17 protein-coding genes and 1 pseudogene are annotated in these 23,480 nt (G+C 60.7%); 9 read left to right on the top strand and 9 right to left on the bottom strand.

Annotated features, from left to right (window positions below; translation table 11 throughout):
- A partial coding sequence (locus ACILSI_RS21815; RefSeq protein ID WP_395724035.1) for a c-type cytochrome domain-containing protein occupies positions 1-418 on the bottom strand: 418 nt, incomplete at its 3' end.
- A gap of 139 nt (positions 419-557) precedes the next feature.
- On the opposite strand from ACILSI_RS21815, the gene ACILSI_RS21820 reads away from it, so the two are divergent.
- From ACILSI_RS21820 to ACILSI_RS21835, 4 genes are all read left to right on the top strand, one after another.
- Entirely contained in the window at positions 558-2,000 is a 1,443-nt protein-coding gene (locus ACILSI_RS21820; protein WP_395724036.1) for a DUF1501 domain-containing protein, read from the top strand.
- 67 nt (positions 2,001-2,067) lie between these two features.
- Complete coding sequence (locus tag ACILSI_RS21825; protein ID WP_395724037.1) at positions 2,068-2,877, top strand: MotA/TolQ/ExbB proton channel family protein; 810 nt, start codon at positions 2,068-2,070, stop codon at positions 2,875-2,877.
- Positions 2,878-2,928: 51 nt separating this feature from the next.
- A complete protein-coding gene (locus tag ACILSI_RS21830; protein ID WP_395724038.1) occupies positions 2,929-3,378 on the top strand; it encodes an ExbD/TolR family protein in 450 nt (149 codons plus the stop codon).
- Positions 3,375-5,885 (top strand): tetratricopeptide repeat protein, encoded by a 2,511-nt coding sequence (locus ACILSI_RS21835; RefSeq protein ID WP_395724039.1) that lies wholly within the window; start codon positions 3,375-3,377, stop codon positions 5,883-5,885. The genes ACILSI_RS21830 and ACILSI_RS21835 overlap by 4 nt, the downstream gene beginning before the upstream one ends.
- Positions 5,886-5,911: 26 nt before the next feature.
- Here the strand turns inward: ACILSI_RS21835 and ACILSI_RS21840 are convergent, their stop codons facing one another.
- Positions 5,912-6,196 (bottom strand): RNA recognition motif domain-containing protein, encoded by a 285-nt coding sequence (locus ACILSI_RS21840; RefSeq protein ID WP_395724040.1) that lies wholly within the window; start codon positions 6,194-6,196, stop codon positions 5,912-5,914.
- A gap of 255 nt (positions 6,197-6,451) precedes the next feature.
- Between ACILSI_RS21840 and ACILSI_RS21845 the strand changes: the two genes are divergently transcribed.
- The 5 genes and pseudogenes from ACILSI_RS21845 (at position 6,452) to ACILSI_RS21865 (ending at position 14,081) form a co-directional block, all read left to right on the top strand.
- Complete coding sequence (locus ACILSI_RS21845) at positions 6,452-6,814, top strand: hypothetical protein (protein ID WP_395724041.1); 363 nt, start codon at positions 6,452-6,454, stop codon at positions 6,812-6,814.
- 104 nt (positions 6,815-6,918) lie between these two features.
- On the top strand, positions 6,919-7,659 hold the full coding sequence (locus tag ACILSI_RS21850; RefSeq protein ID WP_395724042.1) for a helix-turn-helix domain-containing protein: 741 nt from the start codon (positions 6,919-6,921) through the stop codon (positions 7,657-7,659).
- Between the two features lie 150 nt (positions 7,660-7,809).
- Positions 7,810-9,087: an amidohydrolase family protein gene (locus ACILSI_RS21855; protein ID WP_395724043.1), complete on the top strand. Its 1,278-nt coding sequence runs from the start codon at positions 7,810-7,812 to the stop codon at positions 9,085-9,087.
- A gap of 112 nt (positions 9,088-9,199) precedes the next feature.
- Positions 9,200-10,141: pseudogene (locus ACILSI_RS21860) on the top strand (PmoA family protein).
- Between the two features lie 58 nt (positions 10,142-10,199).
- A complete protein-coding gene (locus ACILSI_RS21865; RefSeq protein WP_395724044.1) occupies positions 10,200-14,081 on the top strand; it encodes a LamG-like jellyroll fold domain-containing protein in 3,882 nt (1,293 codons plus the stop codon).
- Positions 14,082-14,221: 140 nt separating this feature from the next.
- Here the strand turns inward: ACILSI_RS21865 and ACILSI_RS21870 are convergent, their stop codons facing one another.
- The 7 genes from ACILSI_RS21870 to ACILSI_RS21900 form a co-directional block, all read right to left on the bottom strand.
- Positions 14,222-15,079 (bottom strand): fumarylacetoacetate hydrolase family protein, encoded by an 858-nt coding sequence (locus tag ACILSI_RS21870; protein WP_395724045.1) that lies wholly within the window; start codon positions 15,077-15,079, stop codon positions 14,222-14,224.
- A gap of 41 nt (positions 15,080-15,120) precedes the next feature.
- The gene (locus ACILSI_RS21875; protein ID WP_395724046.1) at positions 15,121-15,909 is read right to left on the bottom strand and encodes an SDR family NAD(P)-dependent oxidoreductase; all 789 of its coding nucleotides are present in this window, start codon (positions 15,907-15,909) and stop codon (positions 15,121-15,123) included.
- Between the two features lie 173 nt (positions 15,910-16,082).
- A complete protein-coding gene (locus ACILSI_RS21880) occupies positions 16,083-17,915 on the bottom strand; it encodes a heparinase II/III family protein (protein ID WP_395724047.1) in 1,833 nt (610 codons plus the stop codon).
- On the bottom strand, positions 17,915-20,767 hold the full coding sequence (locus ACILSI_RS21885; RefSeq protein WP_395724048.1) for a zinc-binding dehydrogenase: 2,853 nt from the start codon (positions 20,765-20,767) through the stop codon (positions 17,915-17,917). The genes ACILSI_RS21880 and ACILSI_RS21885 overlap by 1 nt, the downstream gene beginning before the upstream one ends.
- Positions 20,764-21,159 carry a hypothetical protein gene (locus ACILSI_RS21890; RefSeq protein ID WP_395724049.1) on the bottom strand — a complete coding sequence of 132 codons (396 nt, stop codon included), beginning with the start codon at positions 21,157-21,159 and terminating at the stop codon, positions 20,764-20,766. Before ACILSI_RS21890 ends, ACILSI_RS21885 begins: the two co-directional genes overlap by 4 nt.
- A 15-nt stretch (positions 21,160-21,174) precedes the next feature.
- The gene (locus ACILSI_RS21895) at positions 21,175-22,587 is read right to left on the bottom strand and encodes a phenylacetate--CoA ligase family protein (protein ID WP_395724050.1); all 1,413 of its coding nucleotides are present in this window, start codon (positions 22,585-22,587) and stop codon (positions 21,175-21,177) included.
- A gap of 41 nt (positions 22,588-22,628) precedes the next feature.
- Positions 22,629-23,429, bottom strand: a complete 801-nt coding sequence (locus tag ACILSI_RS21900; RefSeq protein WP_395724051.1) for a PEP-CTERM sorting domain-containing protein — start codon at positions 23,427-23,429, stop codon at positions 22,629-22,631.
- Positions 23,430-23,480: the final 51 nt, after the last annotated feature.

Raw genomic sequence — 23,480 nt, forward strand, 5'->3', positions numbered from 1 at the left:
AATCGCGGCCTGTGAGGTCACGAATGGTGTAGTCATACTCGGCATTCGTGAGGCGGCGCATCGTCACGGGGCCCGGATCGCCGGATTTGGCCTCCGCGAGCAGATCGAGCGAATGCTGCACCCAGCCAGTGATGCCCGCTTTTTCTTCGGAGGTGAGCTGCTTGGCTTTCCGAGGCGGCATGTCGCCGTTGTCGATCGTGTCCTTCACGGTGTTCCAGATCTGGAAGTTCACCGGCACATCGGGATTAGCGGCGAATTTCTTCAAATCGACATCGCCCTTCATCTTGTCCGCGTTGTGGCACTCGTAGCACTTCGCGGCGAGCATGGGCTCCACCTGCTTCCAATCGGGAGCAGCGGAAAGGCTGGACGCGGCGACGACAAATTCAGCCAAGGCAAGGTGGCGAGTGTTCAGGGGCATTTTCGAGGTTTGGGGGCGCGGAGACTACGCCTGCGTGGCAATATTTCCATCAGCAGCTTGCGCTCCGATTTTGCGCTTTCTTGTGACTGGAAAGATGCGAAAGCAGACTACCCCAAAAAGCGTATCTTACGCACCCCCAATGAACTCTCCCATCTCACATCATGCTCCAAATCTGGAGCATGCGTTTCTGACGCGTCGTGAACTGCTACAGCGTGTCGGCATGGGCTTTGGCACCGTGGCGGCAGGTTCGCTGTTCAATCAGCAGGCTGCGGCGGCCACGCTGGACCCGATGGCGCTGAAACGGCCGCATTTTGAGCCGAAGGCGAAGCGCGTGGTGCATTTCTTCATGAACGGCGGTCCTTCTCACGTCGATACGTTCGACCCGAAGCCGATGCTGGACAAATACGACGGCAAGGCGCTGCCCAATGTGCTCAAAACCGAGCGCCCGACTGGCGCGGGCTTTAAATCACCGTTCAAGTTCACGAAACGCGGCGAGTGCGGCCTTGAGGTGAGCGAGATCTTTGAGAAAACAGGCGCGTTTGCCGATGATTTGTGCGTGATCCGCTCCATGCACGCGGATGTGCCAAATCATGAGCCGTCGCTGGGCCTGATGAACAGCGGCGAGGGTCGGTTGAACCGTCCGACGATGGGATCGTGGGTCACCTACGGCCTGGGCAGCGAAAATCAGAATCTGCCGGGCTACATCGCGATGTGCCCCGGTGGCATGCCGACGCGGCGCACGAAGAACTGGCAGTCGGCCTTCCTGCCAAGCGCTTACCAAGGCGCCTACATTAACACCGAGGACACGCGGGTCGAAAAGCTCGTGGAGTTCATTCAAAATGGCTCGCTTGATTTGAAGCAGCAGCGCCGTCAGCTGGATCTGCTGATGGAACTGAATCAGAAGCACCTGGTGCAGAGAGAGCGCGACCAGCAGCTCGAAGCCCGCGTGCAGAGCTACGAGCTGGCCTACCGCATGCAGATGGAGGCCACGGACGCTTTTGACATCATGAAGGAGCCGGAATCGGTGCGGAAGATGTATGGCGACCACGCCTTTGGCCGCCAGTGCCTCATCGCCCGGCGTTTGCTGGAGCGCGGCGTACGTTTCATCCAGCTCTGGACCGGCGCGGGGCAGCCGTGGGACACCCACGATGAAATTCTCGACCACCGGAAGCTCGGGCAGCAGACAGACGGAGCGATGGCGGCGTTCATGGGGGATTTGAAGCAGCGCGGCCTGTGGGACGAGACGCTGATGATGTGGGGCGGTGAATTTGGCCGCACCCCGGCGGTGGAACTGCCAACGCCGGGGGCCAACGCGGGCAAGCAGCACGGCCGCGACCACAACCACTACGGCTTCACGATGTGGCTGGCCGGCGGCGGGGTGCGTGGCGGCTACACACACGGCTCAACGGACGAGTTCGGCTTCCAGGCCACGGAAAACCCCGTCCATGTGCATGACCTGCATGCCACGATTTTGAAAATCCTCGGCTTTGACCACGAAAAGTTCACTTACCGCTATGCCGGCCTCGATTTCCGCCTCACCGGCGTGAACGAGTGCAAGGTGGTGCGGGAATTGCTGGCCTGAGTCCGGCAGAAAGCCAGCCAACCAGCCCGCTTGCAAGGCGGGCGCTCACGTTTACAGTCGCGCCCTCATGCATCGCAAAATCCTCCTCGCCCTGGCCCTGCTGGCGGCTGTCATCGTCACGATGAATGTCTCCGCTCAGGCCCAGCAGCCCGCGCCGGTCGTCACACCTGCCGCCACGCAAGCCGCCGCCTTGGAAGACAATCCATACGCCGATGTGCTGACCTTTGACGGCTTTGTGAAACGCACCGGGGTCATGGCCTACCCGTTGATCGGCCTGTCGATGATCGCTTTCTTCATGATCGTACTGTTCACCTTCACAGTGCGGCAGGGCACGGTGGTGAGTGACGCCTTCATGAACTCGGCGGACGCGCTGATCCGCAAACAGGACTACCTGGGCCTGCTGGCCGTGTGCAACCGCCGCAACGAGTGCATCGCCCGCATCACGGCGAAGACGCTGGATTTTGCCACGCGCAACCCAACGGCGAGCTTTGAGGAAGTGAAGGAGGTCACAGAGGCCGAGGGCAACCGCCAGTCGAGTCTGCTTTTGGCCCGCATCGCCTACCTCGGGGACGTCGGAGCCGTGGCACCGATGCTCGGACTGCTGGGCACGACGCTGGGCATGATCACCACCTTCCATGAGATCTCGGGCAAGGGCGCGGGCGGCTCCAGCCAGCTCGGTCTGGCCCAGGGCGTGTCCGAGGCGCTGCTCTGCACGGCCTCCGGCCTGGTGATCGGCATTCCGGCCCTGATCTTCTATGCCATCTTCCGTGGGAAGGTGAACCGCCTGATCTCCGAGATGGAAGCAGCGACAACCCACCTGATGGCGCTGCTCGCGGTGCAGTACAAACGTGCCGCACGCGCGGTGGCCGGCCAGTAGGCACAAAAGACGAATTTCCGAACGACGAACGTAGTCTGAAAGCCCCAGCGCATGAATTTCCGCAAACAGCACTCCATCGAACCCACCCCCATGCAGCTCGCGCCGCTGGTGGACGTGCTGTTCCTGCTGGTCATTTTCTTTGCCGTGACCTTCCAGTATGCGAAGGAGGAGCAGGTCATGGATGTCAGCGTGCCTGCGGCTGATGAAGGGAAGGAAAAGGAGTCCCGCAACGTCGGCGAGATCATCATCAACATCAAAAAGGAGGGTGAGATCATCGTGAACGGCCAGAAGCTCACCGTGGACGAGCTGCTGGTGAAGCTGCAGAACATTGTGAAGCTCTACAAGGACCAGGCGGTGATTCTTCGCGGGGATGAGATCGTCGATTACCAGCATGTCATCCGTGTGCTCGACACCTGCCAGAAGGCGGGGATCTGGAACATCGCCTTCGCCACCCGCAGACCGGACGCCGACCAACCTGCCGCAACGCCCCCCGTGAGATGATTCCCGCCACGATGCACACCGCCTCACGCCGCCGTTTCCACCACCTCGCCACTGCGGCGCTTGGACTGATCTCCCTTACCGCCCTGGCGCAGCAGACACCTCCACGCGCACTTCCCGTCGAGGACGACACTCCGGTTCCGAAGGCCATCCCTGTGCGCCCGCCGCCCAAAGCGCAGCCGGTGCTGGACGATCCCCAGAGCCGCCCCGCCCCGCCCAGGACGAAGGGACCGGATGACGACATGTTTGACTTCGCCACGCTGGCCTATGACCGCGAGGAGTGGAGCCTGGCCTCCCAGGGTTACGCCAAGTACCTGCAAAAATACCCCGCCGGACGTCAGGTGCCGGACGCCTTGTACCGCATCGGCGAATGCTACATGAAGCAGAGCCAGCTCAAGCAGGCGGCCAGTTACTATGCGGAGGTGGTGAACCGTTACCCGGACAGCGAGGGCGCGCCCTCCGCCGCCTACCGGCTCGGCGCGATGACCTTCAATGAGTCGAAATTTCTCGATGCGGCGCGTCATTTCGCCTTCTGCGAGGCCAAGCACAAGAGCCCCCAGGTCAAACTGGCCGCCGCCTACAACAAAAGCCGCGCCTATGAGATGGCGGGCGACAAGGATAAGCAGGCCGCCGCCTTGAAAACCGTGATCGCCGTCACAACGGAGAACCCCTACCGCGAGACGGCCCTGCTCACGCTGGGCAGCATGTTCCTTGCGCAGGACAAGAAAACCGAGGCGCTGCCGATCTTCGAGGATCTGGTCAAAACCAGTGCCGACCGCGCCATCGTGGCCGAGGCATCGATCCGTGCCGCCGTGCTCTTTGCCGAGTTGAAAAAGCCGGACGACTCCATCCTGATGTTCGAAAAGACGCTGCGCATGCCGGAGACCACCGAGCAGAACCGTGGCATCGCGCTCGTCGGCATCATCCAGGCGCTTTACGCCAAGGGCGACTACGACGCCGTCATTGATTACTACAACAAGAACTCCGAGGTGCTGCCACCCGGTGCCTCGCGCGCGAAGATGCTCGTGCTCGTCGGCCATGCCTACCGCATGCGCAAGAGCTACGCCCGCGCCGTGGAAGTGTATCTTCTCATCGAGCAGTACCATCCCGAAACGGAAGAGGCCTTCGACGCCGGCTACTGGAAGCTCTATTGCTTCTACCTGCTCAACGACAAGGACCTTGGCGAGTTCGCCACGGCCTTCATCGCCCGGCACACGCAGAACCGGGCCGCGCATGAGTATTTGCCCCTCGCCCGCCTCATCCGCGCCGACTTCTACTTCAACAAGGCCGACTACCAGCAGGCCGTGGTGAGCTACACCGACATCGCCATTGAAAAACTACCGGAGAAGCTGCGCCCCGGCACGCTCTTCAACATGGGCTGGGCGCAGGCCGAGGCCGGACGCCACCCGGAGGCCGTGGCCACCTTCACCCGCTTCATCAACGAGCATCCGCAGCATGAGTTTCTCCCCAAGGCCTACGCCCGCCGCGGCCTCGCCAACCGGGACGCCCGTGATCTACCGAAGGCCAAGGCCGACTTTGAGCATGTGACCAAGGAATTCCCCAAGTCCGACGCCTGCGAGATGGCCTGGCTTCATCTCGGCTTCATCGGCATGGAGCAAAAAGACCCGAAGGCCACCGTCACCGCCTTTGAGACGCTGCTGAAAAAATTTCCCACCACCACCGCCGCAGCGCAGGCCTACTACGGCATCGGTCGCGGCAACTTCGATCAAAAACTTTACGACAAGGCCGTCCCTGCCTTGCGCCGCGCCATCGAGATCGACAGCAAGGACTACTTGGAAAAATCCAGCCAGCTCATCATCCTGTGCGACTACGCACGGCAGAACGCCGATGACCTCGCCAAGACCATCGACAGCTACCTCCAGTCCAAACCGGGTGGTCAGGTGCCGCCGAACATCCTGAAATGGCTCGGTCTCAAGCTCTACAGCAGCGACGACTTCAAACGTTCCGCCCGCTTCCTCGAACTGGCCGTCACCCCCGACACGCCGGAAAACACCGAGGCCGTCGTGTGGAACTACCTTGGCATGGCGCAGCTCCAAAACGCCCAGTTTGACGCCAGCATCCAGGCCACGGAGAACTTCCTCAAATCCAATCCAGACGCTGCCTCCAGCGCCCGCGCCCAGCTCACGAAAGGACGCGCCCTGCTCGGCAAGGGCAGCTTCGACGAGGCCGACAAAGTGGCCCAGGAGGCGCTTCAGGTCGTCAAAGACGGCAAGCTCCAGGCCGAGTTGCTCATTCTTGAAGGGGACATCTTCTCCGCTCAAGGCGACCGGCTCGCCGCCGAAGGCCAGCAGGCCGCCGCCCTCGAAAAATGGAAGGCAGGTGCCGCCAAATACGCCGTACCCAGCCAGTTTTACGAGGATCCTGACGTCACGCCTGACGCGCTCTACAAAGCCGCCAAATCCCTGCAAAAAGCGGGTGACGAGGCCCAGGCCAAGCAGATGCTCAAGCAACTTCAGCAGCGGTATCCGAAGTATCAGCCCAAGGCCTGATCAACCGGCCCTGGCGGGCCGAAGAATCACGACCTGCCTCCGCCACGAGAATCACGCGGCGGCCGGTCTTCCTTCGGCCGCGCCTCCACCACACGCAGCGGGCGTCCGCCCACATCCAAGCCGTTCAGCGTGTTGATCGCCGTCAGCGCCTCCGCCTCCACCGGCATCTCGACAAAACCAAAACCACGCGACCGGTTCGTTTCGCGGTCCTTGACCACGCGCGCGCTCGTGACCTGGCCGTGCGCGGCGAACAACCGCTGGAATTCCTCGTCCGTCATGGTGTAGGGAAGATTGCTCACATACAGGTTCATGGCGGTTTCAGCGGCGAAGATCGGCCATGAAAGCTTGTTCTGCGAACTCAGGTCATGGCGTGAACCCTGTTGTCCGTGCCTGCATCAGCTCAATGTGACGCACACGGGCACGAGCCTAGGCTCTCGGCGGAAAGGTGTCAATCAGCGCATACACGACCGATTTCCCAGCCACCCGGCCTCGGGCGCCGGAAAATTTTGGTTGCAGGGCTGCCGGTGAATTCGTATCGCCTTTCCCTCGTCTTCACACCGCCCCTCATGAAACACATCCTCACCTTCGTCGCCGCCTGCGCCTTGTTCGCAGGCATCTCAAACGCCGCCGAGCCGCTGAACACCGTCTGCCCGGTCTCCGGCAAGCCTGCCAATCCGGCCATCACCAGCAACTACAGCAAGACCGTCGCGGTCTGCTGCAACAAATGCAAAGCCCAGTTCACCGCCACCCCCAAGGCCTACCTCGCCAACATTATCGGCGCTGTCACCGGCCAGTGCCCGCTCAGCAAGAAAAAGGCCGACCCGTCCATCACCGTCAGTTACGCCCGTCAGGTCGCCTTCGCCGACGTCGCCAGCAAGGCCGCCTTCGACGCCGCGCCGGACAAGCACATCAAGGAAGTGCGTCAGTAATCTTGCATCACTCACCAGGCGGGGCTGCGGCATGCGGCTCCGCCTTTTTTATGTCCGTGTGATTCAGCGTGTCATCCCGCATCGTTGTTGATAGCCTCTTCAACGTGAAACCCCAACGCGCCAGGGCCACTCCGCCTCTCCCCTCCTCCGCTGAGGCGCTGCGCGGCCTCTTTGACACGCTGCCAGATGTGCAGGCATGGATCAAAGACGCGAAACGCCGCTACCTCTGGGTGAACCGCGCCTTCTTGATCAACTACGGCATGAATCGTCTTGATGAGGTGCTCGGCAAAACCGACGACGACCTCTCGCCGCCGCACCTCGCCGCCCATTTCCGCGAGGGCGATGAAGCCGTGCTCTCCGGATACACCGTTCAAGGCCGTCTCGAACTCGTGGGCCGTTTCGATCACACCGCCGCATGGTGTTTCACGACGAAGCGACCCGTGCTCGACGCCAAAGGCCGCGCCATCGGCACCGCGGGCATCACGCGTGTGCTGGATGCCTCGCAGATCGATCAGCGCAGCGACATCCGCCTCGGCGTCGTCATCTCACTCATGACGCGACGCCTCGGCGAACCCGTCACGAATGCCGACATGGCCAAAGCCGCCGGCATGTCCGCCCGCGCCTTCGAGCGCAGCTTTCTACGCGAATACGGCCTGCCACCACAGCAGTATCTGAAGCGGTTGCGCATCCAGACTTCGTGCCGCTTGCTCGTCGATACGCGCGAATCCATCGCCGCCATCGCCCAACGCTGCGGCTTCGCCGATCAAAGCCACCTCACGCGTGAATTCCGTCGAGTCACCGGCCTCACACCCGCCACCTACCGAAGCCAGTATTCTCCAACATGACGGCCTACGGAACACGCGGAAGGCCTGAAATCATGCCCTTCTGATCCTTTCCGCGTCTTCCGCAGGCATGGCTTCCCCGCCGCGATTGTTCCAAGCCCTGCCGCTTCTGTTCTAGCCTTCCGTTTTGGAAATGGATAGCCTCTAGGAACCATGAAGCTCCAACCAGGCATCACCGTCGTCAAAAACGGCCAGCTCATCGACGGCACGGGCAAGCCAGCCGCCCCCGACGCCACGCTCATCATTCAGGACGGCCTCATCACCTACGCTGGTCCGGCAGATGATGCTCCCTCGTCGCCACCCGATGCACGCATCATCGACGCGCAAGGCGGCACGATCATGCCGGGCCTCATCGAGGCACACATCCACCTCACCTATTTCAATGTCACCGAGTTGCAGGACCTCGACATCAAGTTCCCCGTCGAATACGTCACGCTGCAATCCGCTGTGAACGCGAAGACCGCGCTCGAGTGCGGCTACACCAGCGCGCGCAGCGGCGGTTGCCTGCACAACATCGACGTGTGGATGAAGAAGGCCATCGAGGAGGACATGATCCTTGGCCCGCGACTCAGCACCAGCGGTCGCGAAATCTGTGGCGCGGGCGGTTTGATGGACTGGAACCCCGATTACCGCCGCATCGGCATGGAGGGCATCGTCTTCATCGTGAACGGCCCCGAGCAGGCTCGCACGGCGGTTCGCAAACTCGTCAAAGACGGCATCGAGTGGGTGAAGACCTATCCCACAGGCGATGCGGCCTCGCCCGACATCAACGACCATCACACGCTGTGCATGACCTTCGATGAAATGCACGCCGTGGTCGCCACCGCGCATAATCACGGACTCAAAGTCACCGGCCACTGCCGCGCCCGCGACGGCATCTACAACGCGCTCAAGGCCGGTTACGACGCCATCGAGCATGGCACTTTCATGGACGACGAATGCCTCGAACTCCTGCTCAAACGCAACGTGCCCATGTGTCCCGGTCTCGGCTTCGAGCTTTTCAGTGTCCAGCGCGGCAAGGACTTCGGACTCTCGCAGCGTGTGATCGACGGCCATCAAGAAACCCTCGAAGCCGGAGCCGAAAGCGCCCGCAAGGTGCTCAAAGCTGGCGGCACCCTCGGTCTCGGCGGCGATTATGGCTTCGGCTGGACCCCGCACGGCACCTACGCGCAGGAGCTAACCTTCTTCGTGAACTACGTCGGCTTCAGTCCGCTGCAAACCATCCAATGCGCCACCCTCGGCGGCGCGAAGATGATGGGCCGTGCCCATGAACTCGGCTCCCTCGAACCAGGCAAGCTCGCCGATGTCCTCGTCGTGAAGGGCGACGTTCTCAAAGACATCTCCCTCCTCGAAAACCGAGACAACCTTCTCGCCGTCATGCAAGGCGGCGTCATCAAGGCCGGAACGCTCGTGAAGCCTGCGAGTTTGTGAATCGACTGTTCGTTCAAGGAAACCCCGGCGTACGGGATGCCTGGAACACTCGGAAAACTGATTTATGAAACCCAAAGTGTCTCGCCCTCATCTCGGCCTTTTGATCCTTTCCGTGTATTCCGCGTGTTCCGTAGGCCAATCCAACGCCAAGGACATCACCGCCGAAAAGATCGGCTCCGTCCTTCACTTCGCCATCGAGGGCAAAACCATCTGCGATTACCAGATGGAGCCCGGCGACGTGCCGGAAGGTGTGAATCCCATCTTCAAGCACGGTGCTCATCTGCATCCGGTGTATTCGCCGAGCGGCAAACTTGTCACTGGCAATCATCAGTCCGATCATCCCTGGCAGCGCGGCATCTGGCTCGCGTGGACGAAGACCGAGTTCGGCGACTCGCATCCCGATTTCTGGAACATGGGCAAGACCGATGCCAAAAGCGGTGCCTCGCTGCCCGCCGAGGTCCGCTTCGTCAAACTCGACCAATCCTGGGGTGGTGCTGACGTCGGCTGATTCATTAGCCAGCACGTTTTTCTCGATCACAGCCACACGCCCGACCAAAAAGTGCTCAATGAGACTTGGGAAGTGCAGGTTTCACAAAAAACGCTCGATAGCGTGCTCGCCAACATCATCGACCTCACCAGCACGCAGACCTGCGCGAGCGACAAGCCGCTCAAGCTCCCCAAATACCACTACGGCGGCCTCGGCGTGCGGGGCAGCGAACATTGGAACCCCGTCGATGCCGTCACCATGCTCACCAGCGAAGGCCACGACCGCAAAGCTGGCGATAACAGCAAGGCGAAGTGGGTTCATCTCGGCGGCGAAGTCGATGGCACGCCCACCGGCATCGCCGTGCTGATCCATCCGAGCAACTTCCGCTTCCCCCAGCCCCTGCGTTTGAACCCCAAGAACCCGCAGCTCTGCGTCGCCCCCTCCCAAGACGGCGACTGGTCGATCGACCCCGGCAAACCCTACATCTCCAAATACCGCCTCTTGATTTACGACGGCAAACCGGACGCCAAGTGGATCGAGGCGCAGTGGCAGAGCTACGCGAAATGAACTGGATCAACCACGGAATACACTGAACACACGAAACCGACGCAAACCCATCTCTCCAATGACCCGACATCTCCTCACTCTTCTTATTTCCGTGTATTCCGTGTGTTCCGTGGTCAAAGCCGCCGACCTCTTCGACAAATCCAACCTCGCCGCATGGTGCATCGTTCCGTTTGATGCTGCCAAGCGCACCCCCGAAGCCCGCGCGGAGATGGTGGCGAAGATGGGCCTCAAAAAAGTCGCCTACGACTGGCGGCAGGAACACGTCGCGGAGTTTGAGCGCGAGATCCTCGCGTATCAAAAGCACGGCATCGAGATGTTCGCGTTCTGGGGCATGCATGACGAGGCGTTCCGCCTGTTTGAGAAGTACAAGCTCCATCCGCAGCTCTGGATCATGATGAAGGGCACCGGCGAAACGCAGGAGGCGCAGGTCAAATCCGCCGCCGAAGGTCTGCTGCCCATTTTGGAGAAGGCGAAGAAAATTGGCAGCCAGGTCGGCATCTACAACCACGGCGGCTGGGGCGGCGAGCCGGAGAACATGATCGCCGTGTGCGAATATCTGAAAAAGAACCACGCCACCGATAATGTCGGCATCGTGTACAACCTCCACCACGGCCACAGCCACCTCGACCGCCTGCCGAAGGCCATCGAGGCGATGAAGCCGCATCTTCTTTGCCTCAACCTCAACGGCATGGACATCGCAGGCGACACGAAAGGCCGCAAGATCCTCCCGCTCGGTGTCGGCACGCAGGATGTGAAGGTGCTGCGCCAGATCCGCGCCAGCGGCTACAGCGGCCCCATCGGCATCCTCAATCACACGAACGAAGACGCCGAAGGCCGCCTGCTCGACAACCTCGACGGCTTGAAGTGGCTCATCCCTCAACTCGATGACGCACCGCCCGCCGCGAAGCCCAAGTATCGTACCTGGAGCGAGGCGAGGCCCAAGGCAGCCTCCAACGCACCTTCCACCATCACCAAGGCTTCTGGCGTTCCCTCGCTAAGCGAAGAATTCGGCAAAGCCCTCTCCGGCGGCCTCTTGGTCGATGGCAAAGGCGAATTCCACACGTTGCCCTTCACCATTGAGTGCCGCGCGAAGCTCAACAGCAAGGACAGCTTCAACATCCTCGTCGCCTGCAATCCCAAGTCCGCCAGCACGCATTGGGAACTCTACACGCACGCCGGACGCGGATCGCTCGCGCTCTACATGCCCGGACGCGGCGGCGACTACGATTCTAAGGTGAACATCTGCGATGGCAAGTGGCACAACCTCGTCGCCAGCGTCGATGACAAACTCGTCACGTTGTGGATCGATGGCAAAAACGTCTTCGAGAAACCCACCGGTGCCGCAGGCGAGATGCGTCACGCCAATGTCGAGTCCATCGCCTTCGGTCGCCTCGTCGAGGGCACCATCGGCTGCGATGGCCTCATCGACGATGCCCGCCTCTCACGCGGCGTCATGAAACCGCGCAAAGGCGACTCCCCCCGCCTGCGCATGGACAACACGCTCGCCCTTTGGAGCTTCGACGATCTCGGCACCGCCGCCCCTGTCGTCAAAGCGCCCGATCCCGCGCCCTTCAAGCCCGACCTCCCGCCGCTCAACAAGGACGACAACCAGCACTGGCAAGAGTTCGTCAATCGCGAGCGCACCTTCGACTTCTACGGCAAGCAGGCGTTGCAGTTCATGAATCAAACGCTGCCCGAACTCATCCCAGCCTTCCCCGGCATGGACGGCGGCCAGCAAGGCCACTGGGGCAATCAAAACGATCAAGTGACGTGGAAAGACGGCCGCTTTGCTGCCAGCGATCTCGGCAGTGTGTTCAGCACCGTTTTCAAAGGTGTTGGGCTGACGATCCCGAAAGCGGTGTGTGTGCGAAGCGGGGACAAATCTTATGTTTTCGATCCGGAAACATTAACTTTCCCACTGGATTGGGAGGGAGGTTTCGTGAAGCTCAACGACAACCGTCACGGTTTCATGGGAGGAGGCATGATGGAAGGTAAAGTAACCAAAAGGGATACAGCCAAGCATGAAGGTGTTTACCATGGCTTCTATCGTTTCGGGAAAGAGGTGGCGTTCTACTATTCTCTCAAAGGCTATAGTGAACAAAAACTACCGGCTTATGCAAAAGGTGGCCCAGCCCAATGGCCGCAGTGGATTGAAACCAAGGGCGAACTCGGCACGCAGACGCCCTTCGCCACAGATCGCATCACGATCCCGTTCGAGAATCCGTATGGCACGCTGTTCTTCATCACCGCGCATGATTTCTTCAGCGATGGCACCGCCGCCATCGCCACGATGACAGGCGAGGTGTGGCTGGTGAAGGGCATCGACGAGAAGCTCGAAAAGGTCCGCTGGAAACGCTTCGCCACGGGCCTGCATCAGCCGCTGGGTATGAAGGTCGTGAAGGACAAACTCTACGTCCTCGGCCGCGATCAGATCACCTGCCTGCACGATCTCAATGGCGATGACGAAGCCGATTTCTACGAGTGCGTCACGAACGCGATGACCACCTCGCCCGGCGGCCACGATTTCATCATCGGGCTGGAAACCGATGCGCAAGGCCGCTGGTATTTCGCCTCCGGAAATCAAGGCGTGTGTCGCATCACGGGCCGCGATCAACTCGATGTGCTCGCCACCGGGTTTAGAAATCCAAACGGTCTTGGTTTCTCGCCCGATGGCCGTTTCATCACCACGAGCGTTCAAGAAGGCGATTGGACGCCCGCGACGAGCCTCTGCCAGGTCGAACTCGGCAAAAACGAGGGCGCTCACTTCGGCGCAGGCGGCCCGAAGAACAACCAGCCGCCGGAACCCGTGCTGATGTACATGCCGCGCGGCGAGGACAACAGCGCTAGCTCCCAAGCCTTTATCTCTGGCGAAAAATGGGCCTCACTCAAAGGTGATGGCAATTTGATCCATCTTTCCTCCGGCGGCGGCAGTGCCTGGCTCGTCATGCGACAGAACGTCAAAGGCCGCTGGCAGGGAGCAGCGGTCAAGATCAGCGGTAATTTCGACTCCGGCCCGCAAGCCGCGCGCTTCAATCCGAACGACGGCCATCTCTATGTGAACGGCATGCAGGGCTGGGGCAGCTACACACCGAAGGACGGCTGCTTCCAACGCGTACGCTTCACCGGTGGCGAAAAGCCGGTGCCCATCGGCTTCGAGGCACGCGACAACGGCGTGCTCCTCCGCTTCAACCAGCCCGTGAAGGACGCCGATGCCGCCACCTGCTTCGCGCAATGCTGGAACTACCGCTACAGCGCCGCGTATGGTTCGCCGGAGTATTCCGTGAAGTATGCCGACACGCCGGGGCATGATCCGCTGGAGATTCGCAGCGTGCAGAAGCTCGACGGCGGTAAGACACTCTTCCTCGAAATCCCGCAGATCGTCACCGCCAGCCAGATCCACCTCCGCGTGAGCACGGGTCACGACATCTTCCTCACCGCGCATGCTTTGGCGGAGCCGTTTACCGGCTTCCCCGGCTACGCGAAGATCGCGAAAACGAATCACGCCGCCCAAATCGGCCTCATCGCGCCGACACCGAGCAAACCCAACCCGTGGGCCAAAGGTGAAGGCGGACGCGAACTCGTCATCGAAGCCGCCCTGGGCCTGCAATTCGTGCAGAAGCAGCTCACCGCCAAAGCGGGTGAGAAACTCACCATTGTCTTCAAAAACCCCGACGTCGTTCCGCACAACTGGCTCCTCGCCAAACCCGGCTCACTGCAAAAGCTCGGCGATAAGTGCAACCTCATGATCACCGACCCGCAGGGCATGCAGAAGCACTACGTCCCCGACAGCGACGATGTGATCGCCTACACCGACATGACGAATCCGAAGGGAGAATTCACCATCCACATCACTGCACCGAAGGAGAAGGGCGATTACCCGTATCTCTGCACCTTCCCCGGCCACTGGATGGTGATGAACGGCGTGCTGAAGGTGGAGTAGCGCACCGGAGCCGCAGTCAAGTGATGGTCAAGAGGTCAGGCAGGTGACGTAGAGGAAGGCGTGAGCACGAGGATTTCATCGGAATGCTCACGCACTCCGCTACGTCCCCCATCTTGACGATTCCTTGACCTTTGACTGTCTTAACTCGCCGCCACCGCCGTCTGCCCCTGCTCACCAAGACCTTCGACACCGAGTTCGATGACGTCGCCGGGCTTCATGAAGACGGGATCAGGCTTGAAGCCGAGGCCGACGCCAGGAGGCGTGCCGGTGGTGATGATGTCGCCGGGCAACAGGCTCATGAACTGGCTCAAATAACTCACCAGCGTCTTCACGCCGAAGATCATCTGCGCGGTGCTGCTGCTTTGAATCGTCTTGCCGTTGAGCTTGAGCCACAGCTTCAAATTCTGCGGGTCAGGGATCTCATCGCTCGTGGCGAGGAACGGCCCGAGCGGCGCGAAGGTGTCGCAGCTCTTGCCTTTGACCCACTGGCCGCCGCGTTCGAGCTGCCATTCACGCTCGCTGTAGTCGTTGTGCACGCAGTAACCGGCCACATGGCTCAGCGCGTCGTCTTCGGAGACGTAGCTGGCCTTTTTACCGATGACGAAGGCAAGTTCGACTTCCCAGTCGGTCTTCTTCGAGTTGCGCGGTATGACGACGTTGTCATTCGGGCCGACAATCGCTGACGTGGCCTTGAAAAACACAATCGGCTCCGCTGGAATGGGCATGCCGCTCTCCTTGGCATGATCGCTGTAGTTCAGACCAATGCAGATGATCTTGCTCGGACGTGCGATGCACGGGCCGAGACGCGTGCCAGCAGCTATTGTCGGCGCAGTGGCCGCGTTGGTCTTGGCCCAAGCCGCGAGACGTTCCAAGCCATCACCGCCGAAGAATTTCTCATCGTAGTCGCTGCCAAAGGCGCTCGCGTCGATGCGGCGGCCGTCTTCGAGTTGAAGGCCGGGTTTCTCTTCTCCAGGGTTTCCAAAGCGGATCAGTTTCATGGTCTTGTTGTTCTCAGTTCGCGGTTTTCAGTTTCAATTCCTCATTTCTTCTCATCGCCCTCGGCGTTCGCGTAGCGACCGATGATGGGATACTGCTCCAACTCGGCAACGGTGCCGGTGACGGGATAGCTCTCGCGTCCGACCCAGTAAATCGCGGCGGCAGCAATGTCTTCTGGCATCAGAAGACGGCCCATCGGCACCACCGAAGGCGGCAAGCGCTCCGGCCAGCCTTCGCCGAGACCGTCGCCGATTTTGACTTGGTATTCGTTGTCGGTGAGCGTCCAGCCGACATTGAGCTGGTTCACGCGCACACGGTCCATGCCGAGCGAATCCGCGAGGTTGCGAGTCATCGTCATCAGCGCACCTTTGGACATCGAGTAGGCCAGCATGTTGGCCTGGCCGCAGTGGGCCAGCACGGAGCCGATGTTCAGCACGACGCCCCGATTCTTTTTCAATTCGGGCAGCAGGGCGCGGATGAGCAGCATCGGCGCACGGGCGTTCACCGCCATCATGCGGTCAAAAAAAGTCGCGTCCGTTTCGGCGATGCGTCCGCGAATGGTGAGCGCGGCGTTGTTCACCAGCGCATCGACTTTGCCAAAGGCCGCAATGGCATCGGCGGCGAGTTTTTCGGGGTAAGCGGGGTCTTCGAGACTTCCTTGGCAGAAGGCTGCTTTGTCCTTGCCGAGTTCTTTTCTCAAAGCCTCGCCGCGAGCGGCGTCACGCCCATGCAAAATCACTTTTGCGCCCTCTTTGATGAAGCGCCGCGCCATGAATTCACCGATGCCGGTGGTGCTGCCGGTGATGACAATAACCTGGTCTTGGAGTCGCATGATCGTCGCTGAGGTGGGTTGGGAGCCGCTTTCTATGGCGAGCGCCTGGGCATGCTCAAGGCCACAACTCCGGCAAATTTTCGTGGTCTTTGAAAGATGCGCCACTGCCCGGAAAAGAAAGAGGCGCGGGATCACCTCCCGCGCCTCGGCTTTGTTTCAAAATGGCGGCTGATTCACCCGGCCTTGCGCCAGACGGTCGTCAGAGTGCCCTTGAAGGTGACTTTCACCGCCTGAGTGGTCACTTGCTCTCGGAAATGCGGGGATGCCTCGCGCTCCACGATTTCCCAGGACTCAATGGCCGTGCCATTTAGCGTCGCATGCACCGGAATGGATTCGGCATGATGGCAGACAAAGCCGTCCTTTCGCTCCTGCTCGACGCGCCAGCCGGGCGCGAGCTGCCATGTGATGACGTGTGGTACATCCATGCCGACCTCGTCGCAAATCTCGACATATCCCTGCGCGGCATTGACCGCGCGCAGCACGAAGGTCTGGTCGCATTCAAGGCTCATCACACAGATGTCGTTGCTCAGTTCCACCGTCGGTTTGGCGTGATGATTCATCCACAAAAACGGCCCCAGCCGTCGCGGAGTCTGGCGGCCTGAGACCGGCACCGGGCCGTTATGCGCCTCCCACGAGGCGAGACGCGAACGCAGCGCCGTGTTGCCGTAATAAGCGCCCGTTCCCGGATCAATGACGAGCGCGTGCTGCTCAAACCAGAGCGACACATGCAACGCGTCGAGGTGCCCATGCGCCGCCATGCTGCCAAGACCGAGCGGTGACGCGTCCGCGCGCACCGTCCAGCGCGCATCACGCCAGACCGCCTGCCCGCTTTCCGGCTGCACCAGCCACTTGCTGCGCATGGACGCCTTCACACCTTTCGGTGGCTCACCCAGCCAGTAGCGCAACGCCGAGCCATCCGCACGGCCCAGCAGCCAGCCGCGAAACTCTGCAGCCGCATTGCCGCGTTTCACCGCCAGCGGCAGCACCTGCGCGTCATCCGAATCGCCAAAATCCCAGCATTCAGGTGCTTCGACGACATCCACGAAGAACTGCGCCGCTTTCGTCAGCCGTTCCAACACCTCGCCTTTCAAACCATCCGCCGCCAGGCCCGCATGCCAGCTCATTTCCCAGGCAAAGAGGTGATAATGCAGCGCCTGCTCCTTGTTGCCGCCATCAGAGGCGAACTGACGCAAAATCTCGCGCTCCAGCAGCTTCCACACGCGTTGCGCCGGGCAGATCATGAGCGCCAGTGAGGGCCAGCGCGTGATCGCCATCACCAAAGCACTCAGCTCGCCGATGAGGTGGTTGTTGGCCGAGGAGCCGAATGATCTCCGCTGCCACACCCACCACGCATGAACGGGAACGATGCGTGCGGTGAGCTCATCCTGCCTGCGCGCCAGCTCGGGGTCGTTGCAGCCGCGCACGAGGGCGTCGAACCAGCAGAAATTCATCAAACGCAGCCCTGCCTCCAGCGGACTCGTCCAGTTGATGCCATGGCCGGGCGGGTTGCGGTCACACCAGTCTTCGAGCCAGAGCTGTGAGACGCGGATCGCATGCACATCGCCATTGAGCGCGCTGTGCATTGCCATGCGCGTCATTTCGGACCAGCGGTTGATCTCCCAGATCGCGCGCGCGTCGGCATCGTGCGGCAAATGACGATGATCGAGCTTCCGCGACGGCGTGTCAGGGTCAATGACCACGCCCAGCGTCGCATCGCGATGCCAACATGGCGGCGCGCCGACCTCGACACTCTTCCAGCCAAACAACTCCCACTCGCCGCGCACCAACTTCTCCGCATCGGCGGCCAGTTGCCTGCGCAAGTCCGACGGCACCTGCTGTCGCCATGGCAGCTTCGGAAAATCGGCAAATGTGCCGTCCCACGCTCGGCGCGAGATGTTTTTGAGCTTCGCGGCCTCATTGCGCCTGCCGAGGCGCTCCCTGACGCGATGCACGATTTCGCCCGCGCTCATCGCGCGCAGTCTTTGGGCATACCACGCGATCTTCATCACAACGCGACTCCTCGTCCCTCGCGGATGGACTCCAGCACCGCAAATGTCAGCCGCATGCTCTGCCGTGCCTGTTCATAGGGCACTGGATGCGGTGATCCGCCTTTCAAAAAGGCCAGCCACGCCGCCATTTCCTCCGCATGGCCCTTTGAGGCGAATTTTTTCACCGTCTGTTTGCGGTTTTGGAAGATGGAGAGCCGCATGAAGTTCTCGCACTCTATGACAGAACCGTTGGCAAACACACGAAAGGATTCCTTTGGAAACGCCGAGTCGCCTTCCGCCGAGTAAACGATCTGCGCCGCCGATCCATCCGCGAACTCAATTTGAGCCGTTACCGAATCCGGCACCGCCGGGCGGCCCACCGTCTGCGCCGTCACCTTCACCGGCCTGCCCAGCACATGGCAGGCGAAATCGAAGAAGTGGCATGCTTCGCCCAGCACACGACCGCCGCTTTCTTCGACGTTCGCATACCAGTGATCCGGTGCCAGCACGCCCGCGTTCACCTGAAACGCCAGCGTCTTCGGTCCGGGGATGTGTTGCAGTGTTTGCATCATGGCGACCGTCGCTGGTGCAAAGCGACGATTGAAGCCCACCATCACGCTACCGGTGCTGGAACTCATCGCCTCGTCGATCTGCGACAGTTCTTCCCGCGTGAGACACAGCGGTTTCTCCACAAACGTGTGCTTCCCGCTTTGCAGTGCCTTCAGTACCAGCGGCGCATGCAGATGATGCCGCGTGCCGATCATCACCGCGTTGCCGTTGTTCTCGAAAACCTTCGCCGCGTCCGTTTCCGCTGTCGAGAAACCAAATTTCTCCTTCACATGGCGAGCGCTGAGGCCCGTGGCGTTGACGATGGTGCCGAGCGTGATTTTCCCTTTCAGGTGCGGCAGCAGCATTGTCCGCGCGAAGTTCCCTGCGCCGATGACATGTAGGACAGGCGTCTCGCCTGTCGCCAGTGTCGCGGGCAGAATGCCCGAATCACCCGAGACAGGCAGGATGCCTGTGCTACTCACCACCCCGCCGCCGCAACCGATCCGAAATCTGCCCGCAAGCTTCGCCTTCACCGGATTCTGCTGGATGTACTCACGCTTGGCGGCCAGTGAGGCCTCGCTCCTCAGTGCATGATCAAACCGTTCTGCCTGCCAGAACGGCCCGTCGTTCAAATCATAGGCCTTCTTGATCTCCCGCGACGTGAAGCTCTTCCATGAATGCATGATGTCGGAGAGCGTGTGCTCCCCGATCGGTTTGATGATCACATGCACATGATTCGGCATGATGACATAGGCATCCAGGATGTAGCGCTCGCCGTCGAAGTGGCGCATGGCGTTTTCGACCAGATGCGCCGCATCTTCCCGTGCCAGCAGGCAGCTTCCAGCGCCCTGATCCAACCATGCCTCCAGCCGCTCGGAGAACAGGCGATGATACATCTCCTCGGTTTCAAAATCCCACGGCTGCGGATGATCGCGCAGCCAGGCGTCACGCTCACGGTGCCACAGGTCCAATTTCTCCTGTGCGATGGCGTCCGCCTGTCGGAACGTGACAAACTGAGTCACACCCTCCTGCTCCCAATGCAGGAGATGACGGCGGGCCTTGTCGGTTTTCCTGGCTGGATCGAAGGGAACGAAGGCGCGCGCCTGTGGGTCAGGCATTCTGCCTGATGCCGGTGCGTCGGGCATCCTGCTCGGCTCCTGATTCGCGGGCAGAATGCCCGCATCACTTGTGACAGGCAAAATGCCTGTCCTACCCGCCGCATACTCAATCACCACGCCAAGCTCGCTTTCCAGCTTGTTGTAAACGTCCAGCACATCCCCAAAGCTCACCCGCCGCGTCGTCACTGGCCTCAAATCAAGCTGACCCGTGCGCATCAGTTCCAGGCACGCCTCGAAGTTCCGGTTCTCCGTCCAGCGTACATAGCCGATGGGGTAATCCTTCCCGCCCCACTCATACTGCGGATCGTAGCGGCCGGGTCCATAACTGCGCGAGTAGCGCACCTGGATGTCCTTCATGTAGGCCGTTTTCCAGGACAGTTCGGCATCGTAGATGCCGGTGATCACCATCACGCCGCGATCCCGCAGACACGCGATGGCCTGATCCGCCGGGCCGCTCGACTTGCCGCCCACGCAGATGATCACCGCATCCACGCCATGGCCGCTGGTCCATTCACGCACCATGTCTTCGACCCTGGTCTCGGCCGGATTCACCACGCGCTCCGCTCCCATCGCCAGCGCGGTTTGCAGTCGCGATGAAATGAAATCCACCGCCAGCACACGCGCACCGGAGGCTTTGAGCAAACTCGTCGCCAGCAAACCGACGAGTCCGTGCCCCATCACCATCACGCGATCTCCCAGCCGCGCTTCTGCCTGCCGCACCGCCTGCATCGAGATCGACGCCAGCGTCGTGTAAGCCGCCTGCCAGTCTTCCACGCCCTCGGGAACGGGTGCAACCAGCAGATCCGGCACCGCAATCATCTCCGCATGAAACGCGCACTCCGCGCCGCCGCAGGCCACGCGATCCCCGACACGGAAGCGCGAGTTCAACTCATCTACCGCCACCACCACACCCGCCGCCGAGTAGCCCAGCGGCGTCGGCGATTCGAGCCGGTTGCGTACCTTCTCCAGCGCCGCCTTCCAGCCCAGCGTCTTCGCCGTGTCGATCACTTTCTTGACCTGATCCGGCCGCGCCTTCGCCTTTTGCAGCAGCGACATTCGCGCCTGCTCCACCTTCATCCGCTCCGTCCCCGGCGAGATCACCGAGCACGTCGTCCTCACCAGAATCCCGCCCGGCGGCGGCACTGGCACAGGCACGTCCTGGAGTTCCAGGCGTCCGTCTTGGTATTGGGCGAGTTGTTTCATTTAGCTTCGCGAGGGAATGGCGTGCCCCAAATTGTTGTCCAGTTCTGTATGAATTCAGAGAAGGCTACTTCGTTATACCAGCCTTCTCGAAGATTTGGGAAATGCTTGTCTAAAGCCTTGAGCAAATCTTTGAATCCTTCGTATTCTTCTACCACATAGAGGTATTCATTTCGCTCCTCAATGCGAAAGCCAATGCAAATCGAATCAAAGGTCCAGCAGTCTTCCTTGCAGGCGACGATTTCCTTCACTTCATGCCATGCGATTGAATGCAATGCTTTTGTTCCCTGCGTGAGGGTGATGCCATTGTCGCTCACTGTGATTTTGATATTCTCTTTCGGTTGAGGCGAAAGTTTTTCCCGGAGCCATTTGTCGATGGATGACCAGAAGCTCATCAAGCATCAGAAGTTTTAGACCCTCGTCACCAGCCACTTGTGCTTCCCCGCACTCGTTTTCTCCACTTCCTTCATCTCACGCAGCGTGAGGATGAAATCATCACCCAGTTTCTTCAGAAGGCCAGCCTGCATCGTCCCCGCACGGCTGCTTTGCCACTGCGGGCCGGGCTGAAAGCGACACTCGACCTCGCCGGGGCGTTCCTGGAAGAACTGCACGGCGAGGAGGCCGTCGAAGATGGTGTCATGCATGTTGATCGCGGTGAGCGAGATGCGGCGCCCGCTGGCGCTGATGAGGAACTCGTAGTCACGGCCCACCACGGCTTCGACGGTGGGCCATGTAGCTTGACTCTCCAGAGTCGAGTCTTCAGCCCCTGAATCCCGACTTTGGAAAGCCGGGCTACAATAATCGCCCGTGCGATACCGGATCAACGGCATGACGTGGTTGTGAAACGAGGTGCCGATGATCTCGCGATGGCCGTCCGCATTCGCCTCGCCGAACTCGACGAAGCCGTAGGTGGGCCAGAAATGCAGGTGATTCGAGGTGCGGCCCTGTGCGGCGAGTACGACGCGCTCGCTGTGGCCATACCAATGAAAGACGCGTGCACCGAAGAACTGTTCCAGATGCTGCTGCGACTCCGCCGTGAGCTTTTCCGAGCCGCAGAGAAGCGAAGTGAGTGGGAAATCGAGCTTCAAGCCCGCCTGCCCCAGTCCGCGTGCCAGCATGAGCGCCGCACTGGGATACGCGTGCAGGTGCTGCGGTCGAAACCGGTTCAACGCGGCCACATACTCTGGCAGACGCTCCGGCGTGAGGTGATACGAAGACAGGATGAGCCAGTTCCGCGTCGCATCGTAGTAGCTGATGCCACCGCGTGCCTTGCTCGATGTGACACCGCCACGAATCACCGCCATGCGGTCTCCCACGCGATACCCGCGCCGCGACCATTGCGCTTCGAGGTAAGCCTGCTCCTTCGGACGGCTCACGCCCTTGTGCAGATAAAAGCCGACCGGCACGCCGCTCGATCCACCTGTGGTGATGTAGAGCCGCTGTTTCGCCGTGAACTCCGGGTTCACCATCTGTTCGCGATGCAGCAGCAGATCCTGCTTCGTCAGCAGCGGGTAGTCCGCCAATTGCTCCAGCGCCTCAAACTTCCTCGGATCGACGCCGCAGGCTGCGAAACGCTCCGCATAAAACGGCGCTTTCGACGCGGCGATCAACGAATCACGCAATGCGGCGATCTGATAGCGCCGGATCGTCTCCGCATCCCACGTCTCCACCGCCCGCGCCTCGGTTTGAAACCGCGTGTAGGCCGCTCCGTAGCGCAATGACGCCGGAATCGCCCGGTATGCCCTGCCCGCCAGGGATTTGACCGACTGCGGCGCTGCCTCGTAAAGCTTGAGCAGCGGATAGAGGGTGTCTTCGAGAGACATTCAGTTCGGGCTTTTTCGCCCGATCATTCCAACCAGCCAGCTCAAGCAACCGAGCGGCGGCGACGGAGCATGAAGGCAATGCCGCAAGCGGCGATGAGGATCGCGCCACCGGGTTCCGGCACAGGTGCGAAGGAGGCGATGATGAGAGCGTCCTGCCAGTTGTTCGCATCCGCCACGGGGAACAGCGTGTTGGCGATGTAATAGCCATGCTGGGCCGTGTAGGTGTCGAAAAAGCTGCCAGCGGCCTTGGTTTCCACATCACTGAGAATGCTCTGGAAGAGCGCCGAACGCGCGATGGAGGCAGGAGTGCCGAGGCCGTCGTTGTAATCGACAAAATCACTCATGTCGGTGAAGTCGGTCTTCACAGTCTTGCCGTAGGTTTCAGAAAGGAAATTCTGGACGGTGAAGAACGAATTATAGAAGGTCTCGTTGTTGGCGTAGTTCGCCGAACCGCCATCCTGTTCAATGAAGCGACCCGAGGGCCCGGCCAGGGTGTCCCAAGGCAAATAGGTGTCGAGTACATACTCCATCACGGCGACCTGGGTCGGAATGGCCGTGGTGTAGAGCCCGGGGTCAGACTGGTAGATGCCGAGACGTTCGGTGTTCTGCTGGTCCCAGCCATCAATGAAGGACAGCGAATTTGCGGTGATCGTCTGGCCGAGGACAGGAACCGGAGTCACGGGAGGGCCGGGTTCCACACACATCCACCAGTAATTCTGACCATCAATGTTGTATACGCCGCCTGAGCCGTTGTCGTCAACGCCGGTCACCGAAATGGTGGCGGCACTGGCTGAAAGAGCCGTGACAGCAAGCAGCAAAGTGATGTGCTTTGAGAGTTTCATATGTGTTTAATAATACAGCGTGGCAGGGCCGAATCGAGGCGTTAATTGTAA

This window comes from Prosthecobacter sp. (genome assembly GCF_044232965.1).
In the GTDB taxonomy this organism is placed as follows: Bacteria; Verrucomicrobiota; Verrucomicrobiia; order Verrucomicrobiales; family Verrucomicrobiaceae; genus Prosthecobacter.

Bases quoted from the DNA above. Each gene is read 5' to 3' on its own strand.
- ACILSI_RS21845 (WP_395724041.1), top strand. From the start codon at position 6,452: ATGAAACACATCCTCACCTTCGTCGCCGCCTGCGCCTTGTTCGCAGGC.
- ACILSI_RS21885 (WP_395724048.1), bottom strand. From the start codon at position 20,767: ATGAAACAACTCGCCCAATACCAAGACGGACGCCTGGAACTCCAGGAC.
- ACILSI_RS21890 (WP_395724049.1), bottom strand. From the start codon at position 21,159: ATGAGCTTCTGGTCATCCATCGACAAATGGCTCCGGGAAAAACTTTCG.
- ACILSI_RS21900 (WP_395724051.1), bottom strand. From the start codon at position 23,429: ATGAAACTCTCAAAGCACATCACTTTGCTGCTTGCTGTCACGGCTCTT.
- ACILSI_RS21865 (WP_395724044.1), top strand. From the start codon at position 10,200: ATGACCCGACATCTCCTCACTCTTCTTATTTCCGTGTATTCCGTGTGT.
- ACILSI_RS21870 (WP_395724045.1), bottom strand. From the start codon at position 15,079: ATGAAACTGATCCGCTTTGGAAACCCTGGAGAAGAGAAACCCGGCCTT.
- ACILSI_RS21820 (WP_395724036.1), top strand. From the start codon at position 558: ATGAACTCTCCCATCTCACATCATGCTCCAAATCTGGAGCATGCGTTT.
- ACILSI_RS21830 (WP_395724038.1), top strand. From the start codon at position 2,929: ATGAATTTCCGCAAACAGCACTCCATCGAACCCACCCCCATGCAGCTC.
- ACILSI_RS21895 (WP_395724050.1), bottom strand. From the start codon at position 22,587: ATGTCTCTCGAAGACACCCTCTATCCGCTGCTCAAGCTTTACGAGGCA.
- ACILSI_RS21835 (WP_395724039.1), top strand. From the start codon at position 3,375: ATGATTCCCGCCACGATGCACACCGCCTCACGCCGCCGTTTCCACCAC.
- ACILSI_RS21875 (WP_395724046.1), bottom strand. From the start codon at position 15,909: ATGCGACTCCAAGACCAGGTTATTGTCATCACCGGCAGCACCACCGGC.
- ACILSI_RS21840 (WP_395724040.1), bottom strand. From the start codon at position 6,196: ATGAACCTGTATGTGAGCAATCTTCCCTACACCATGACGGACGAGGAA.
- ACILSI_RS21855 (WP_395724043.1), top strand. From the start codon at position 7,810: ATGAAGCTCCAACCAGGCATCACCGTCGTCAAAAACGGCCAGCTCATC.
- ACILSI_RS21825 (WP_395724037.1), top strand. From the start codon at position 2,068: ATGCATCGCAAAATCCTCCTCGCCCTGGCCCTGCTGGCGGCTGTCATC.
- ACILSI_RS21880 (WP_395724047.1), bottom strand. From the start codon at position 17,915: ATGAAGATCGCGTGGTATGCCCAAAGACTGCGCGCGATGAGCGCGGGC.